Annotated in this window: 14 protein-coding genes; all 14 read left to right on the plus strand. The window is 45.4% G+C overall.

Going from position 1 to position 14,478, the window contains the following annotated elements:
* Positions 1–5: 5 nt before the first annotated feature.
* The 14 genes from BDI_RS03230 to BDI_RS03295 all read left to right on the plus strand — a co-directional run bounded on the left by BDI_RS03230 (position 6) and on the right by BDI_RS03295 (position 14,397).
* Positions 6–1,082 (plus strand): GDP-L-fucose synthase family protein, encoded by a 1,077-nt coding sequence (locus BDI_RS03230; protein WP_011966111.1) that lies wholly within the window; start codon positions 6–8, stop codon positions 1,080–1,082.
* A gap of 25 nt (positions 1,083–1,107) precedes the next feature.
* Complete coding sequence (gmd, locus tag BDI_RS03235) at positions 1,108–2,259, plus strand: GDP-mannose 4,6-dehydratase (protein ID WP_005857703.1); 1,152 nt, start codon at positions 1,108–1,110, stop codon at positions 2,257–2,259.
* 107 nt (positions 2,260–2,366) lie between these two features.
* Positions 2,367–3,512: an OmpA family protein gene (locus BDI_RS03240; protein ID WP_008772416.1), complete on the plus strand. Its 1,146-nt coding sequence runs from the start codon at positions 2,367–2,369 to the stop codon at positions 3,510–3,512.
* Between the two features lie 96 nt (positions 3,513–3,608).
* Positions 3,609–5,006 carry an undecaprenyl-phosphate glucose phosphotransferase gene (locus BDI_RS03245; protein ID WP_005857699.1) on the plus strand — a complete coding sequence of 466 codons (1,398 nt, stop codon included), beginning with the start codon at positions 3,609–3,611 and terminating at the stop codon, positions 5,004–5,006.
* 69 nt (positions 5,007–5,075) lie between these two features.
* Positions 5,076–5,498, plus strand: coding sequence for a Holliday junction resolvase RuvX (gene ruvX, locus BDI_RS03250; protein ID WP_011966113.1), 423 nt, complete (start codon positions 5,076–5,078; stop codon positions 5,496–5,498).
* A 3-nt stretch (positions 5,499–5,501) separates the two neighbouring features.
* A complete protein-coding gene (gene def / locus BDI_RS03255) occupies positions 5,502–6,059 on the plus strand; it encodes a peptide deformylase (protein ID WP_005857695.1) in 558 nt (185 codons plus the stop codon).
* A gap of 20 nt (positions 6,060–6,079) precedes the next feature.
* Positions 6,080–7,627 (plus strand): acyl-CoA carboxylase subunit beta, encoded by a 1,548-nt coding sequence (locus tag BDI_RS03260; protein WP_005857693.1) that lies wholly within the window; start codon positions 6,080–6,082, stop codon positions 7,625–7,627.
* Between the two features lie 12 nt (positions 7,628–7,639).
* Complete coding sequence (locus BDI_RS03265) at positions 7,640–7,972, plus strand: acetyl-CoA carboxylase biotin carboxyl carrier protein subunit (protein ID WP_009275044.1); 333 nt, start codon at positions 7,640–7,642, stop codon at positions 7,970–7,972.
* A 41-nt stretch (positions 7,973–8,013) separates the two neighbouring features.
* The gene (locus BDI_RS03270) at positions 8,014–10,137 is read left to right on the plus strand and encodes a tetratricopeptide repeat protein (RefSeq protein ID WP_011966114.1); all 2,124 of its coding nucleotides are present in this window, start codon (positions 8,014–8,016) and stop codon (positions 10,135–10,137) included.
* Between the two features lie 90 nt (positions 10,138–10,227).
* Entirely contained in the window at positions 10,228–12,183 is a 1,956-nt protein-coding gene (thrS, locus tag BDI_RS03275; protein ID WP_009017253.1) for a threonine--tRNA ligase, read from the plus strand.
* 33 nt (positions 12,184–12,216) lie between these two features.
* Positions 12,217–12,843, plus strand: coding sequence for a translation initiation factor IF-3 (gene infC / locus BDI_RS03280; RefSeq protein ID WP_008779711.1), 627 nt, complete (start codon positions 12,217–12,219; stop codon positions 12,841–12,843).
* Between the two features lie 55 nt (positions 12,844–12,898).
* Positions 12,899–13,096, plus strand: coding sequence for a 50S ribosomal protein L35 (rpmI, locus tag BDI_RS03285; RefSeq protein ID WP_005857684.1), 198 nt, complete (start codon positions 12,899–12,901; stop codon positions 13,094–13,096).
* A gap of 105 nt (positions 13,097–13,201) precedes the next feature.
* The gene (gene rplT / locus BDI_RS03290) at positions 13,202–13,546 is read left to right on the plus strand and encodes a 50S ribosomal protein L20 (protein ID WP_005857682.1); all 345 of its coding nucleotides are present in this window, start codon (positions 13,202–13,204) and stop codon (positions 13,544–13,546) included.
* Positions 13,547–14,151: 605 nt separating this feature from the next.
* Positions 14,152–14,397 (plus strand): RNA recognition motif domain-containing protein, encoded by a 246-nt coding sequence (locus BDI_RS03295; protein WP_005857680.1) that lies wholly within the window; start codon positions 14,152–14,154, stop codon positions 14,395–14,397.
* Positions 14,398–14,478: the final 81 nt, after the last annotated feature.

Genomic DNA, 14,478 nt, shown 5'->3' on the forward strand with positions numbered 1-14,478 from the left:
TATCGATGGAAAAAGACAGTAAAATATTTGTTGCCGGTCACCGGGGCTTGGTAGGCTCCGCCATTCTGAATAATTTGCGAAGCAAAGGGTATACGAACTTCCTGCTTCGTACGCATGCGGAACTGGATCTGACGGATCAAGCCGCTGTGAACGAGTTTTTTGCCGCTGAACGGCCGGACTATGTGTTCTTGTCGGCGGCGCACGTCGGCGGTATCATGGCGAACAGTCTGTACCGTGCCGATTTTATCTACAATAATTTGATGATCCAGAATAATGTCATTCATGCCTCTTGGAAAAACGATGTAAAGAAATTATTATTCTTGGGAAGCACCTGCATCTATCCCCGTGAGGCTCCGCAGCCGATGCCGGAGGATTGCTTGCTGACATCTCCCTTGGAATATTCCAATGAGCCTTATGCGATCGCCAAGATAGCGGGTATCAAGATGTGCGAGAGTTACAACCTGCAATACGGTACGAACTATATCGCCGTGATGCCTACTAACCTCTACGGGCCGAATGATAATTTCAATCTGGAGACCTCGCATGTGTTGCCAGCCATGATCCGTAAGATCCATCTGGCGAAATGCCTGCATACAGGAGATTGGGAGGCCTTGCGTAAGGATATGGACATTCGTCCGGTAGAGGGCGTGTCTGGGAAGGCCTCCGAGCCGGAGATACTCTCCGTATTGGATAAACAGGGTATCCGTCCGGGCGAGGTGGAGCTGTGGGGAACCGGCAAGCCGCTTCGTGAGTTTTTATGGAGCGAGGAGATGGCCGACGCTTCTGTTTATATCATGGAACACGTGGATTTCGAGGATGTCCGCCAGAAGGAGGGCGAGGTCCGGAATACACATATTAATATAGGTACGGGTATCGAGCTTTCGATCCGTGAGGTCGCCGAACTGATCCGGCGAGAGATCGGGTTCGAGGGCGAGTTGAGGTTTAACTCGTCCAAGCCGGACGGTACGCTTCGTAAGCTGACGGATGTAAGCAAGTTGCATGCCTTGGGTTGGCGCCATACGATCGAGATCGAGGAGGGCGTGAAGCGACTCTATGAATGGTACTTGGGAATTGAAAAATGAGAATTGAAAATTGAAAATTAGAGAAATGGGCAAAGTAGCGTTAATAACGGGTATTACGGGACAGGATGGGGCTTATCTTACCGAGTTCTTGATCAAGAAAGGATATACGGTACACGGTATCAAGCGTCGTTCTTCCATGTTCAATACGGACCGTATCGATCATTTGTATCAAGACCCGCATGTGGAAAACCGTAATTTGATTTTGCATTATGGCGATTTAACGGATAGTTTGAATCTTACACGTATCATTGGCGAGGTTCAACCGGACGAGATCTATAATCTGGCCGCCATGAGCCATGTAAAAGTAAGTTTCGACACTCCCGAATATACTGCGAATGCGGATGGTTTGGGCGTATTGCGTATCCTAGAGGCGGTCCGTTTGCTGAACTTGATCCCGAAGACGCGTATTTACCAGGCATCTACATCCGAGTTGTATGGCTTGGTGCAAGAGGTGCCGCAGAGGGAGACTACTCCTTTCTATCCGAGAAGCCCTTATGCGGTAGCGAAACTATACGGTTACTGGATTACGGTGAATTACAGGGAGGCCTATCATATGCACGCTTCCAATGGCATCTTGTTTAATCACGAGTCTCCATTAAGGGGAGAGACATTCGTGACCCGTAAGGTAACCCGGGCGGTTTCACGTATCGTTTTGGGTATGCAAAAAAAGGTTTATATGGGTAATCTTTCCTCCAAACGGGATTGGGGACACGCAAAAGATTACGTGCGTGCCATGTACGCTATTTTGCAACAAGATGAACCCTCGGATTATGTCATAGCTACCGGGATTACTACCACGATTCGGGACTTTATCCGTATGGCTTTTGAGGAAATTGGCGTGGGAATCCGCTTTAAAGGAGAAGGGATAGACGAGGTCGCTATCATAGAGTCGATAGACGAGGGATTGTTCGTCAAGAAGGTTGGTGATGCCTATCTGGAAAACTTTAAGAAACGTGTGGGTGAGGAAGTTGTGGGAGTAGATCCGCAGTATTTCCGCCCTACGGAAGTAGAGTTGCTGATCGGTGACGCTACGAAGGCACGTACTCGTTTAGGGTGGGAACCGGAGTATTCATTAGCGGCTTTAATTGAGGATATGATGAAGAACGATATAAAACTAATGAAGAAGGAGTCTTATCTGAAAGAGGGGGGCTATAAAATTTTGAACTATTTCGAGTGAGTTCGAAACAATTTGAAGATTTTATTTGTTGTAATTACAAAAAGAGTTAAATTTGTGCCAATTTTAAGATATTAGGTAATTGATTGTTTAATTAAAATGTTGAAAATATGAAGACTAAGGTTTTACTTTTAGCTTTGTTATCAGGTTTTGTATTCTCTGTGACAGCACAGGAATATCAACCGCAGGTGGGGTTCAGCAATGAGGCTGGTTATAAGACTAATTTCAAGAAGAATAAAGCTCGCGACAATTGGTTTATTTCAATTGCGGGTGGAGCCAGCGTATTGTTAGGGGACCAAAATGGAGAGGCTGATTTCAAGAATCGTTTAAACTTCGCTCCACAAGTATCTTTTGGTAAGTGGTTTAATCCGTATTTAGGATTCCGTACCCAGTTAAATGGTGGTATTATCCACGGTTTTGAAGGTGATGGCGCACAGTTTATGCAACATAATAAATATGTAGCCGCTCACGTAGACTTGTTGTGGGATGTTACTAACTTTTGGGCTCCTTACAGAGAATCTAAAGTGTTCCGCTTGATTCCTTGGGTCGGTTTTGGTTATGCGCAGCGTTTCAAGACTACAGAGTCTTATGATCGTCCAAGAACGGAGTCTCCTACGTTGAACGCTGGTATCTTAACCGCTTTCCGTTTGAGCAAACGTGTTGATTTGAACGTTGAGATCCAAGGTTCTTTGTTGAACGAGCAGTTTAACCGCGTCGAGATGAATCACCTGACAGATGGTATCGTTCAGTTGAGCGCTGGTTTGACATTCAAATTGGGTAAGACAGACTTCGAGGTATTGGAGCCGATGGATTACGCTTTGTTGAACGACTTGAACGGCCAGATCAACTCTTTGCGTGCTGCTAACGATGAGTTGAGCAAACGTCCGGTTTCTTGCCCTGAGTGCCAAGAGACAGTTACTGAAGTTGTAAATAACTACGTTGACAATGTGGTTTACTTTCGCATCAACAGCGCTAAGATCGACAAGAACCAGCAGATCAATATCTATAACACAGCTGAGTTCATGAAGAACAACAACGCTCCGATCAAGGTAGTTGGTTACGCTGACAAGAAGACGGGTACTTCTGATTATAACATGGGTCTTTCTGAGAAACGTGCTAGAGCGGTCGCTAAGGAACTTATCGATAAATACGGTATCTCTTCTAGCCAGATCACTATCGAGTGGAGAGGTTCGGACGAACAACCTTATGGCGAAAATAGCTGGAACCGTGTAGTAATTATGAGCGCTAATAATTAATTTACGAATTAATACTTTAAAAAGGCCGTACTTCTAAGTGCGGCCTTTTTTTTGCGCCGAAAAATACTTACTTTTGTGAGAATTTATCGAATTGCTATGATATTGAACAAAAAACATGGTTATTTAATCCAATGGCTGATTGGTGTAGGAGATTTGATCGTATTGAATCTCTTGTTTATGGCCGTTTTTCATCTGCTTGGCCCGAAATACACGGAAGCGATATCCTATAATTTGAGAGAGGTTATTTTGTTATTGAATTTCTGTTATTTCTTCTCTTTATATTTTATCCCGATTCAATTGCATCAGGCGGTCGTGTTTATCGACAAGATTGTGCAACGGGCGTTCGGATTGGTTACCGTACTTATCTTTTTATTCGCTACTTGCTTGATCTTCTTGAATGTAGGGGATATTCTGGCTACCTTCCTCTTGGTCTATTACGGGGTTTCTATCATCTTGTTTTCGCTTTGGCGGGTTTTTGTGCGCTTATCCTTAAAGTTTTATAGGCGAAAAGGCTATAACTTTAAGAAGGTGGTGATTGTGGGTGCGGGAAAGAATGGTATGGAGCTTTACCAAGTTATGAAAGATGATTTGAGCTATGGGTTTAGTGTAAAGGGGTTCTTTGATGACAATGACTCGTTGAAAGACGTTTTACCTAATTATTTGGGTAAGACGAGTGAGGTGGAAGCGTATGTGCTGGAGCATGATATTGATGAGATTTATTGTACCTTGCCGGGTACGAACAACGGAAAGATCGTACGGCTTCTGAATTTCGCCGAGAAGAAGATGGTGCGCTTCTATATCGTGCCCGAGTTTTACCGGGATGTAAAGAAGAGTATGGTGATGGAGGTGATGGAATCGATCCCATTGCTGACGGTCCGCCGGGAGCCTTTGCAATCCGCCTATAACCGGTTCTTGAAACGGACGTTCGATATATTTTTCTCTTTGGTGATTTTGCTCACGATTTATCCGATCCTGTACATCGTGGTCGGTATAATGATCAAGTTAAGCTCACCCGGCCCGATTTTGTTTAAGCAGAAACGTACGGGATTGTATGGGCATGACTTCGAATGTTTTAAATTTCGTACGATGAAGGTGAACGCGCAGGCCGATACCTTGCAGGCCGTCAAGGATGATCCCCGGAAGACCCGGATCGGCGATTTCTTGCGCCGGACGAATCTGGATGAGTTCCCTCAGTTCGTGAACGTCTTGCTGGGCGATATGTCCGTGGTAGGCCCTCGTCCGCATATGTTGAAGCATACCGAGCAGTACTCGGCGTTGATCGATAAGTATATGGTGCGGCATTTGGTGAAACCGGGAGTAACGGGGTGGGCGCAAGTCACCGGTTACCGGGGTGAGACCAAGACGCTGGAGCAGATGGAAGGACGTGTGAAGAGAGATGTGTGGTATATAGAGAATTGGACGTTCTTCCTTGATTTAAAGATTATTGTGGTTACGGTACTGAATATGTTCAAGGGAGAGAAGAATGCGTATTGATCCGATTCGTTGCACACTTTTTGCGGATTTGTGTAATCCGTATTTATATTTATGCTATATTCGCGCTCGATGGGAAGAATAATTGCAATAGATTACGGCCGGAAACGTACGGGGATAGCCGCTACGGATATTTTACAGATGATCGCTAACGGCGTGGCGACAGTCCCAAGTGGAGAGGTTGTGAAGTACCTATCGGATTACATATCACGGGAACCGGTGGATTTATTTGTGGTCGGGCTTCGGAAGCAAATGAACAATGAGCCTTCTGAGAACATGAAGTATGTGGAGGCGTTCGTGACCCATCTGAAAAGGACGATACCAAGTATCCCGGTAACTTATTACGACGAGCGGTTCACGTCGGTCTTAGCTCATAAGGCCATGTTGGAAGGCGGTTTAAAGAAAAAGAAACGGCAAGATAAAGGATTGGTCGATGAGATTAGCGCCGTTATTATTTTGCAAGCTTATTTAGAAAGTAAAAAATATCAGTTATAACTTATGATTTTACCCGTATTTTTATATGGTCAGCCCGTACTAAGAAAAGAGGCTGAGGATGTACCTAAAGATTATCCCGACTTGAAACAGTTGGTTGCCAATATGTTTGAAACGATGTATAATGCTGATGGGGTAGGGCTTGCCGCTCCTCAGGTGGGCTTGTCTATCCGTTTGGTGGTTATAGACGGTGATGTGATGGGAGATGACTTCCCTGAATGCAAGGGTTTCAAGCGTGCGTTGATTAATCCCGAGTTTTTGGAACGTAGCGAGGAGGAAATAGCTATGGAGGAAGGCTGCTTGAGCCTGCCGGGTATACACGAGAAAGTGTCTCGCTCGAAAACGGTTCGTGTGAGATATTGGGATGAGAATTGGGAGGAGCACGAGGAAGTGGTGGAAGGTTTCGCCGCCCGTATCGTGCAGCATGAGTGCGAGCATCTGACGGGGCATGTCTTTATCGACAATGTCTCCGCTATTCGCCGCCAATTGAACAAAGGCAAATTAAATAGTATTATTAAAGGGACGGTTCGTTGCTCTTACCGGGCAAAAGCCGTTGGTAAATAATAAATCTATAAATAATCAATATGACAGATTTAAGTAAAAACATTGAGGCCCTCAGGGAAAAGAAAGCCGTTATCGAGATGGGCGGTGGTGAGGCTGCTATCGAAAAGCAAGTGGCGATGGGTAAGCTTACTGCCCGGGAGCGTATCTTGGCTTTGTTGGATAAGAACTCTTTCCATGAGTATGACATGTTCGTGAAACACGATGGCCGTGATTTCGGTATGGAGAAGAAGGTTCTGCCGGGTGATGGTGTGGTTACCGGTACGGGTACGATCTTTGGTGCCCCGGTTTGCATCTATGCGCAGGACTTTACGGTTGCCGGTGGTTCGTTAGGTTTGCAGCATGCTCGTAAGATCACCAAGATCATGGATCATGCGTTGAAGATGAAATGTCCGATCATCGGAATCAATGACTCGGGTGGCGCACGTATCCAAGAAGGTGTTGGTGCTTTGGCTGGTTATGGTGAAATATTCTATCGCAATACGATCGCCTCGGGCGTGATCCCTCAGATTTCCTTGATCCTCGGTCCTTGTGCCGGTGGTGCCGTTTATTCTCCGGCGTTGACGGACTTCGTGTTTGTGGTTGAGAACATCTCTAAGATGTTTATCACGGGACCGAACGTTATCAAGACCGTGCTGGGTGAGGATATCTCTATGGAAGACCTTGGTGGCGCACGTGTTCATGCGGAGACTACAGGTAACGCTCATTTCTATGCCTTGAGCGAGCAAGAATGTTTCGATCAGGTGAAACGTTTGGTTAGCTTCATCCCTTGGAATAATCAGGAGCGTGCGAAAGTGGTTGAGCCGAAAGAGCCGTCCGCTATGCTGAATATCGAGCAAGTAGTTCCGGCGGACCCGAAACAACCGTATGATGTGCGAGACGTTATCAGATGTATCGTCGATGACTCGGACTTCTTGGAGATTCAAGAGTTGTGGGCCGCTAATATTGTGATCGGTTTTGGTCGTATGGCAGGAGAAACGGTAGGTTTCGTTGCCAATCAACCGATGGTTTTGGCCGGCGTGCTTGATTGTGATAGCGCTGACAAGGCCGCTCGTTTCATCCGTTTCTGCGACTCATTCAATATTCCTATCATCACGTTGGAGGATATGCCGGGTTATCTGCCGGGCGTAGATCAAGAGCATGCGGGTGTGATTCGTCATGGGGCTAAGGTTCTGTATGCGTATTCGGAAGCTACTGTTCCTAAGATCACGGTTATCTTGCGCAAGGCGTACGGTGGAGGTTATATAGCTATGAACTCCCGTCACTTGGGCGCTGACTTCATGTTCGCTTGGCCGAGCGCGGAGATCGCTGTTATGGGTCCGGAAGGCGCAGCTAACATCATATTCCGCAAGGAGATCATGGAGGCGGAAGATCAGAACGCTATGCGTCAGGAGAAGGTGAAAGAATATATCGAGAAATTCGCGAACCCGTACGTGGCGGCTTCCAAGGGATTTATCGACTCTGTGATCGAACCGAAAGAAACCCGTTCATTATTGCTACACGCACTGAAGCTTTCCATTCTAAAAGAGGAATACAGACCGGCCAAGAAGCACGGTTTGCCTCCGTTCTAAATTGATGAGAGTATGGAAAAGAAACACCAGCAAGAAGAATATGTAGACTTTGTGGTGACGGCACGTAAATATAAGACGTTGCTGACAGCGAAGTATAAGAGCCGACCGATGTGGCATAAGCCGTCGGCTGGTGACGTGGTTTCTCATCTTCCCGGAACGATTATCAAGATTATGGTAGAGGAAGGACAGGCTGTGGAGGCCGGGCAACTTCTGCTAATCCATGAGGCGATGAAAATGCAGAACCGGGTGATCGCTCCCATATCGGGAGTCGTTGTCGAGCTCAATGTAAAAGAGGGCGATAAGATAACGAAGAATCATTTAATGGTAAAAATAGAGTCTAAGTAAGATAATTTACTTATTTTTGCCTCTCAATCATTTTTAATAGGATGAAGAAGGCAACACTCTTTTTGATATTACAGATATTTACGATTTCGCTTTTTGCGCAGATTAATACGGACCGTGTATTGGCCATTGGCAGGAACGCCCTTTATTTTGAGGATTATGTTCTTTCCATTCAGTACTTCAATCAGGTTATCAAATCCAAACCTTGGTTGGCGGAACCTTATTTTTACCGTGCGGTGGCGAAGATAAATCTGGACGATTTTAAGGGGGCCGAGGAAGACTGTACTTTATGTCTTCAGCGGAACCCTTTTTTAACGCAAGCGTATTACGCTCGCGGCATCGCCCGTCAAAGCCAGGAGAAATACGACGAGGCGATCGACGATTACCAGAAAGGACTTGAGTTCAAACCCGAGGACCGCCAGATGCTGGTGAATATGGCGGTGGCTTTTATCCAGAAAAAAGACTACAACGGGGCGGAGAAGACATTCGATGATTTAATGACCGCCCATCCGAAATATTCCATGAATTATATGACACGGGGCGCTATGTATCTGGAGAAAGGGGATACGTTGAAAGCCTTGGCCGATTATAATAAGGCGATCGAGATGGATCCTTATTATGCGCCGGCGTATGGCAATCGTGCGATCCTTCATTATCAAATGGATGATTACAAGGACGCTTTGGCCGATTTGAACGAGGCTCTACGTCTGGATACCCGTGAGAGCGGATATTATATTAACCGGGGGCTAGTTCGTTATCAGATGAATGACTTGAGAGGTGCGATGGCCGATTACGATCAGGTGATCAGCATGGATAGCCGGAACTTGATCGCACGATTCAACCGAGGTTTGCTTCGGTTCCAAGTCGGGGATAATAACCGTGCTATCGAAGACTTCGATGTCGTTATCCAGCAAGAGCCAGATAACTATATGGCTTATTACAACCGTGCGTTGCTCCGTTTCGAGACGGGCGACTACCGGGGGGCCGTGCAGGATTACGACGTGGTCTTGAAGCAATATCCTACTTTCCTGCCAGGCTTTGTGAGCCGTTCGGAAGCAAAGCGTAAGCTGGGGGATAACGTGGGGGCAGACCGTGATTATTGGGCGGCCATAAAGATGGAGGAGCAGGCCAAGAACGGACAGATCCCGAAGACATCGTCTTCGGGTTCCAATACAGCGGTGAACGGAGATGCCAAGACGGACGATTCGGAGGAGAATACTCGTGAGCAATCCGATAAGAATATCAATAAGTTCAACCGCTTGGTGGTATACGATAAGGAGCAGGAGCGTAAAAGTAAATACCAAAGCGAGGTCCGTGGGCGTGTACAAGACCGGAATGTCCATGTGGATCTGGAACCCCAGTTTGTCTTGACCTATTACGAGAAGGCGGATCCCGTAAAGAAACTTGTTTATTACGACAAGATGGTGGAGGATTACAATGGCCAGATGGTCTTGAAGCGTAAATTGCGTATCACGAACGAGGAGGCCGCTTTGACCGAGGACCAGATCGCCGTGCATTTCGCCTCCATCGACGAGTATTCGGCGGAGATCGAGCGTGATCCGAACAACGCTAACGCTTATTTCGGTCGTGCGATGGACTTCATGTTGGTGCAGGATTTCTCGGAGGCGATCAAGAGTTTCTCGGAAGCGATCGAGCGAGACCCCTCGTTCACGATGGCCTATTTCAATCGTGCCGTAGAACGTTATAAGCAATTGATGTACACCCAATCCCAGCAGGCAAACAAGGATACATACGACTTGAGTGGCTCGGGGATGAACTTGAATATCGGTAAGTCCGCACAGTCGCAGGTAAACGCCAACACCTCGGTAGACCCTCGTAGCGCTATGTTGAAGGATAATAAGCGAGCCTATGAGCATGAGCAGATCATGAGGGATTACGATATGGTGATCAAGCTGAACCCGGGTTTTGTGTACGCCTACTTTAACCGTGCGAACCTGCGTTGCGCCCAGCGTGATTTCCGTGCCGCTATCGTTGATTACAACGAGGCGATCGAGCGAGACCCTGAATTTGCCGAGGCTTACTACAACCGTGGGTTAGCCCGTCTGTCGCAAGGTGACGTGAACCGGGGCATCGCCGATTTGAGCAAGGCAGGGGAATTGGGTATCTACAACGCCTATAGTATCATCAAGCGAATGACAAGCCGGTGATAACGCAAATTATTCGAGTTAAATGTTTCGCTGATAGAAAAGAAATATTAACTTTGTGGGCTGAATATAAAGAATTTTAGAGAATAGAATATGATAAAGATTACATTTCCGGACAATTCCGTAAGAGAATATGCAAAGGGAACGACTGCTATGCAGATAGCGGAAAGCATTAGTTCTCGTTTGGCACAGGAAGTCCTAGCCGCAAGCGTGAATGGGGAGGTTTGGGACTTAAGCCGTCCTATCAACGACGACGCTACGGTGAAACTTTTGAAGTGGGAAGACGAGGAAGGTAAACATGCGTTCTGGCATTCCAGCGCTCACCTTATGGCAGAGGCTTTGCAGGAATTATATCCGGGTATTAAATTCGGTATCGGTCCGGCGATCGAGAACGGTTTCTATTATGACGTGGATCCGGGCGAGGCCGTGATCAAAGAGGGTGATTTCGCTGCTATCGAGGCTAAGATGCTTGAGCTGGTAGCCAAGAAAGAAGAGATCAAACGTCAGGACATTACCAAGGCGGATGCCATGAAGATGTTCGGCGATAGAGGTGAAGAGTATAAAACAGAGCTTATCAGTGAGTTGGAAGACGGTACGATCACTACCTATACACAGGGTTCTTTTACGGACTTGTGTAGAGGGCCGCACTTACCGAATACCTCTTATCTGAAAGCTGTCAAGATATTGAGCGTAGCCGGCGCTTATTGGCGTGGCGATGAGAAACGCAAGCAATTGGTTCGTTTGTATGGTATCACTTTCCCGAAAAAGAAGATGTTGGATGAGTATCTGACATTGTTGGAGGAGGCCAAGAAACGTGACCACCGTAAGATCGGTAAGGAAATGGACTTGTTCATGTTCTCCGATACGGTAGGTAAGGGCTTACCGATGTGGTTGCCGAAAGGTACCGCCTTGCGTTTGCGTCTGCAAGAGTTCTTGCGTCGTATCCAAGCTCGTTATAATTATCAAGAGGTAATGTGTCCGCCGATCGGTAATAAATTATTGTATATTACCTCCGGCCACTACGCTAAATACGGAAAGGATTCTTTCCAACCGATCCATACACCTGAGGAGGGTGAGGAATACTTCTTGAAACCGATGAACTGTCCTCATCACTGTATGATCTATAAAAACTCTCCTCGTTCGTATAAGGACCTGCCGTTGCGTCTCGCTGAGTTCGGTACGGTTTGCCGGTATGAGCAGAGCGGAGAGTTGCACGGATTGACCCGTGTACGTAGCTTTACGCAGGATGATGCTCATATTTTCTGCCGCCCCGATCAAGTAAAGCAGGAATTCTTGAACGTGATGGACATCATCTCGATCGTATTCAAGACGATGAATTTCGAGAACTTCGAGGCTCAGATCTCCTTGCGTGACAAGGTGAACCGTGAGAAATATATCGGTAGCGACGAGAATTGGGAGAAGGCTGAGCAAGCGATTGTAGAGGCTTGTGAGGAAAAAGGCTTGAAAGCTAAGATCGAATATGGAGAGGCCGCTTTCTACGGTCCGAAACTCGACTTCATGGTGAAAGACGCTATCGGCCGCCGTTGGCAGTTAGGTACGATTCAGGTAGACTATAACTTACCGGAACGTTTCCAATTGGAATATACGGGTGCCGACAACCAGAAGCACCGTCCGGTTATGATCCACCGCGCGCCGTTCGGTTCCATGGAACGATTCGTTGCCGTATTGATCGAGCACACCGCCGGAAAGTTCCCGTTGTGGTTGACTCCGGAGCAGGTATGTATCATGCCGATCAGCGAGAAGTTTAATGATTACGCTTGGCAAATCGCGCGTGAGTTGGGTAATCAGGAAATCCGTGCTATCGTAGATGACCGAAATGAGAAGATCGGTCGTAAAATTCGTGACAATGAATTGAAAAGAATCCCTTATATGCTCATCGTTGGAGAAAAAGAAGCAGAAAATAGTGAAGTTTCTGTAAGAAAACAGGGCGAAGGTGATAAAGGTTCGATGAAAATTGCTACCTTTGCAGCGCTTTTGAATGGCGAGGTAGAGGAAATGATGAATCGCTGGCAAAAAAGTAATGATTAAATAACTAATAACGAGGAGAATAAATCTTTTTGAATGAAGAATGACAATCTGAAAGAACAGTATAGAATCAACGAACGTATTCGTGTTCGTGAAGTTCGTTTAGTAGGTGACAATATTGAGACGGGTGTTTATCCGATCGCTCAAGCGCTGAAAATAGCGGAAGAGCAGGGGATGGATCTAGTCGAGATTTCACCAAATGCTGCGCCCCCCGTTTGTAGAGTAATCGACTACCAAAAATTCCTCTATCAGCAAAAAAAGCGTCAGAAAGAGCAAAAAGCGAAATCTGTGAAAGTGGTCGTGAAGGAGATTCGTTTCGGACCTCAGACAGATGATCATGATTACAATTTTAAATTGAAGCACGCTAAGGGATTTTTGGAGGAAGGTTCGAAGGTCAAAGCCTACGTGTTCTTTAAAGGCCGTTCTATCCTTTTCAAGGAACAGGGAGAAGTCTTGCTGCTTCGTTTTGCCAACGATTTGGAGGATTATGGAAAAGTAGAGCAGTTGCCGGTTTTAGAGGGAAAACGTATGATTATCATGCTTACTCCGAAGAAAGCGGGCACTGGTTCAGCCCCGGCTGCGGCCGCAGCTCCGAAAGTTGTAAAGAAAGTGATTACGACACCTAAGCCTAAAAGCGAGGGTGATAAGAAAACAGAAGAATAAAATCCGTCCCTGATAGAAGGGAGGTTAAGTTTAATAATTAAAATATAATTGGAAAATGCCTAAGATGAAGACTAATTCCGGTGCCAAAAAGAGGTTCGCCCTTACCGGATCAGGAAAGATCAAAAGAAAACACGCTTTTAAGAGTCATATCTTAACAAAGAAGACTAAGAAGCAAAAGAGAAATCTTACTCACACGGGTTTGGTAGCTAGTGTTGACGTAAGCAACGTAAAGCAGATGCTTTGCATGAAGTAATCTTTATTCATTAAGCGAGTTTTATAACGATTTTTATTAACCGAATGCATTAGCAATCAAGTTCATCCTACGAGATGACGCTAACATTCAAAACAGATTAGAATTATGCCTAGATCAGTAAATCATGTTGCTTCAAGAGCAAAAAGAAAACGGATTTTAAAACTAACCCGCGGTTATTATGGTGCACGTAAGAACGTTTGGACCGTAGCGAAGAATACATGGGAAAAAGGTTTGACTTATGCTTTCCGCGACCGTCGTAACAAGAAACGTAATTTCCGTGCTTTGTGGATTCAGCGTATCAACGCTGCCGCTCGTATGGAAGGTTTGTCTTACTCTCGCCTAATGGGTGCTTTGCACGCTGCCGGTATCGAGATCAACCGTAAGGTTTTGGCAGACTTGGCCGTTAACCATCCGGAAGCATTCAAGGCTATCGTAGCTAAAGTAAAATAAGATTTTTGCTATATAGTTAATAAAGAGCCTCCCCGAAAAGGAGGCTCTTTTTTTGTTGTTTTTGTTTGGTCATGTCGATACGATTACATATCTTTGTAACAAGAAAAAAGATAAACAGGGAATGAGTTAAGCCGCACTTGTTCGATTGGGAAACTCATCAGTTTATTTTAATTCCGAGACATAGCTCTTGTCGCCAATGGCGGGCCGCGCCCTTCGGGGTATGCTTAGCACGGCGGATTACAAAGGTGGCAAAGCACTCAAATCCTGTCATACGGAGTTTGTTCATATCTACAGTGCGGCTTTTTCAAATAGGGAAGAGGATCTTTAATTAGATTCTCTTCTTTTTTATGCGGTTCACGCAGATAGTCTCGTTAGCTCATATAAGTAGTCTTCTGAAGATAAAGTGAATTATTTTGAAAATAAATTAGGTTTTATAGTTGGTAATCCAAAAAGAATGCTTTCCTTTGTAGCAACAAACAAAAGATAGTTTGTCTTGCTCTTTATCTTCGAGTTTCTATTCTCAGTAATGATAATATATTCTTCTAGAAATCGATCTTCACTAACATCACTTGTTTTATTATTAATTTATTTTTAATTTTTTTCGTATGAATATTTACATTGGAAACTTGAGTTATCGAGTAAGAGAATCTGATTTGCAACAAGTATTAGAAGAGTATGGTATTGTTGATTCAGTAAAGTTAATTGTTGATCGTGATACTAGACGTTCTAAGGGTTTCGCTTTCGCTGAAATGCCTAACGTTGATGAGGCTCAAAAAGCTATCGAGGAATTAAACCAAGCTGAGTACGAAGGTCGTCAGATGGTTGTAAAAGAAGCAATTCCTAGACGTTAATTTTAGAAGATATACATCTTAAAATAACTCTGAAGCGGGGAGACGATAGTCTTTCCGCTTTTTTGATATTGTCTATTATTG

This window comes from Parabacteroides distasonis ATCC 8503 (genome assembly GCF_000012845.1).
In the GTDB taxonomy this organism is placed as follows: Bacteria; Bacteroidota; Bacteroidia; order Bacteroidales; family Tannerellaceae; genus Parabacteroides; species Parabacteroides distasonis.

What these genes read in the sequence shown, in the direction of transcription:
- rpmI (WP_005857684.1), top strand. Translation starts at nt 12,899, where the DNA reads ATGCCTAAGATGAAGACTAATTCCGGTGCCAAAAAGAGGTTCGCCCTT.
- BDI_RS03230 (WP_011966111.1), top strand. Translation starts at nt 6, where the DNA reads ATGGAAAAAGACAGTAAAATATTTGTTGCCGGTCACCGGGGCTTGGTA.
- BDI_RS03240 (WP_008772416.1), top strand. Translation starts at nt 2,367, where the DNA reads ATGAAGACTAAGGTTTTACTTTTAGCTTTGTTATCAGGTTTTGTATTC.
- BDI_RS03260 (WP_005857693.1), top strand. Translation starts at nt 6,080, where the DNA reads ATGACAGATTTAAGTAAAAACATTGAGGCCCTCAGGGAAAAGAAAGCC.
- gmd (WP_005857703.1), top strand. Translation starts at nt 1,108, where the DNA reads ATGGGCAAAGTAGCGTTAATAACGGGTATTACGGGACAGGATGGGGCT.
- BDI_RS03265 (WP_009275044.1), top strand. Translation starts at nt 7,640, where the DNA reads ATGGAAAAGAAACACCAGCAAGAAGAATATGTAGACTTTGTGGTGACG.
- infC (WP_008779711.1), top strand. Translation starts at nt 12,217, where the DNA reads ATGAAGAATGACAATCTGAAAGAACAGTATAGAATCAACGAACGTATT.
- BDI_RS03245 (WP_005857699.1), top strand. Translation starts at nt 3,609, where the DNA reads ATGATATTGAACAAAAAACATGGTTATTTAATCCAATGGCTGATTGGT.
- BDI_RS03270 (WP_011966114.1), top strand. Translation starts at nt 8,014, where the DNA reads ATGAAGAAGGCAACACTCTTTTTGATATTACAGATATTTACGATTTCG.
- ruvX (WP_011966113.1), top strand. Translation starts at nt 5,076, where the DNA reads ATGGGAAGAATAATTGCAATAGATTACGGCCGGAAACGTACGGGGATA.
- BDI_RS03295 (WP_005857680.1), top strand. Translation starts at nt 14,152, where the DNA reads ATGAATATTTACATTGGAAACTTGAGTTATCGAGTAAGAGAATCTGAT.
- thrS (WP_009017253.1), top strand. Translation starts at nt 10,228, where the DNA reads ATGATAAAGATTACATTTCCGGACAATTCCGTAAGAGAATATGCAAAG.
- rplT (WP_005857682.1), top strand. Translation starts at nt 13,202, where the DNA reads ATGCCTAGATCAGTAAATCATGTTGCTTCAAGAGCAAAAAGAAAACGG.
- def (WP_005857695.1), top strand. Translation starts at nt 5,502, where the DNA reads ATGATTTTACCCGTATTTTTATATGGTCAGCCCGTACTAAGAAAAGAG.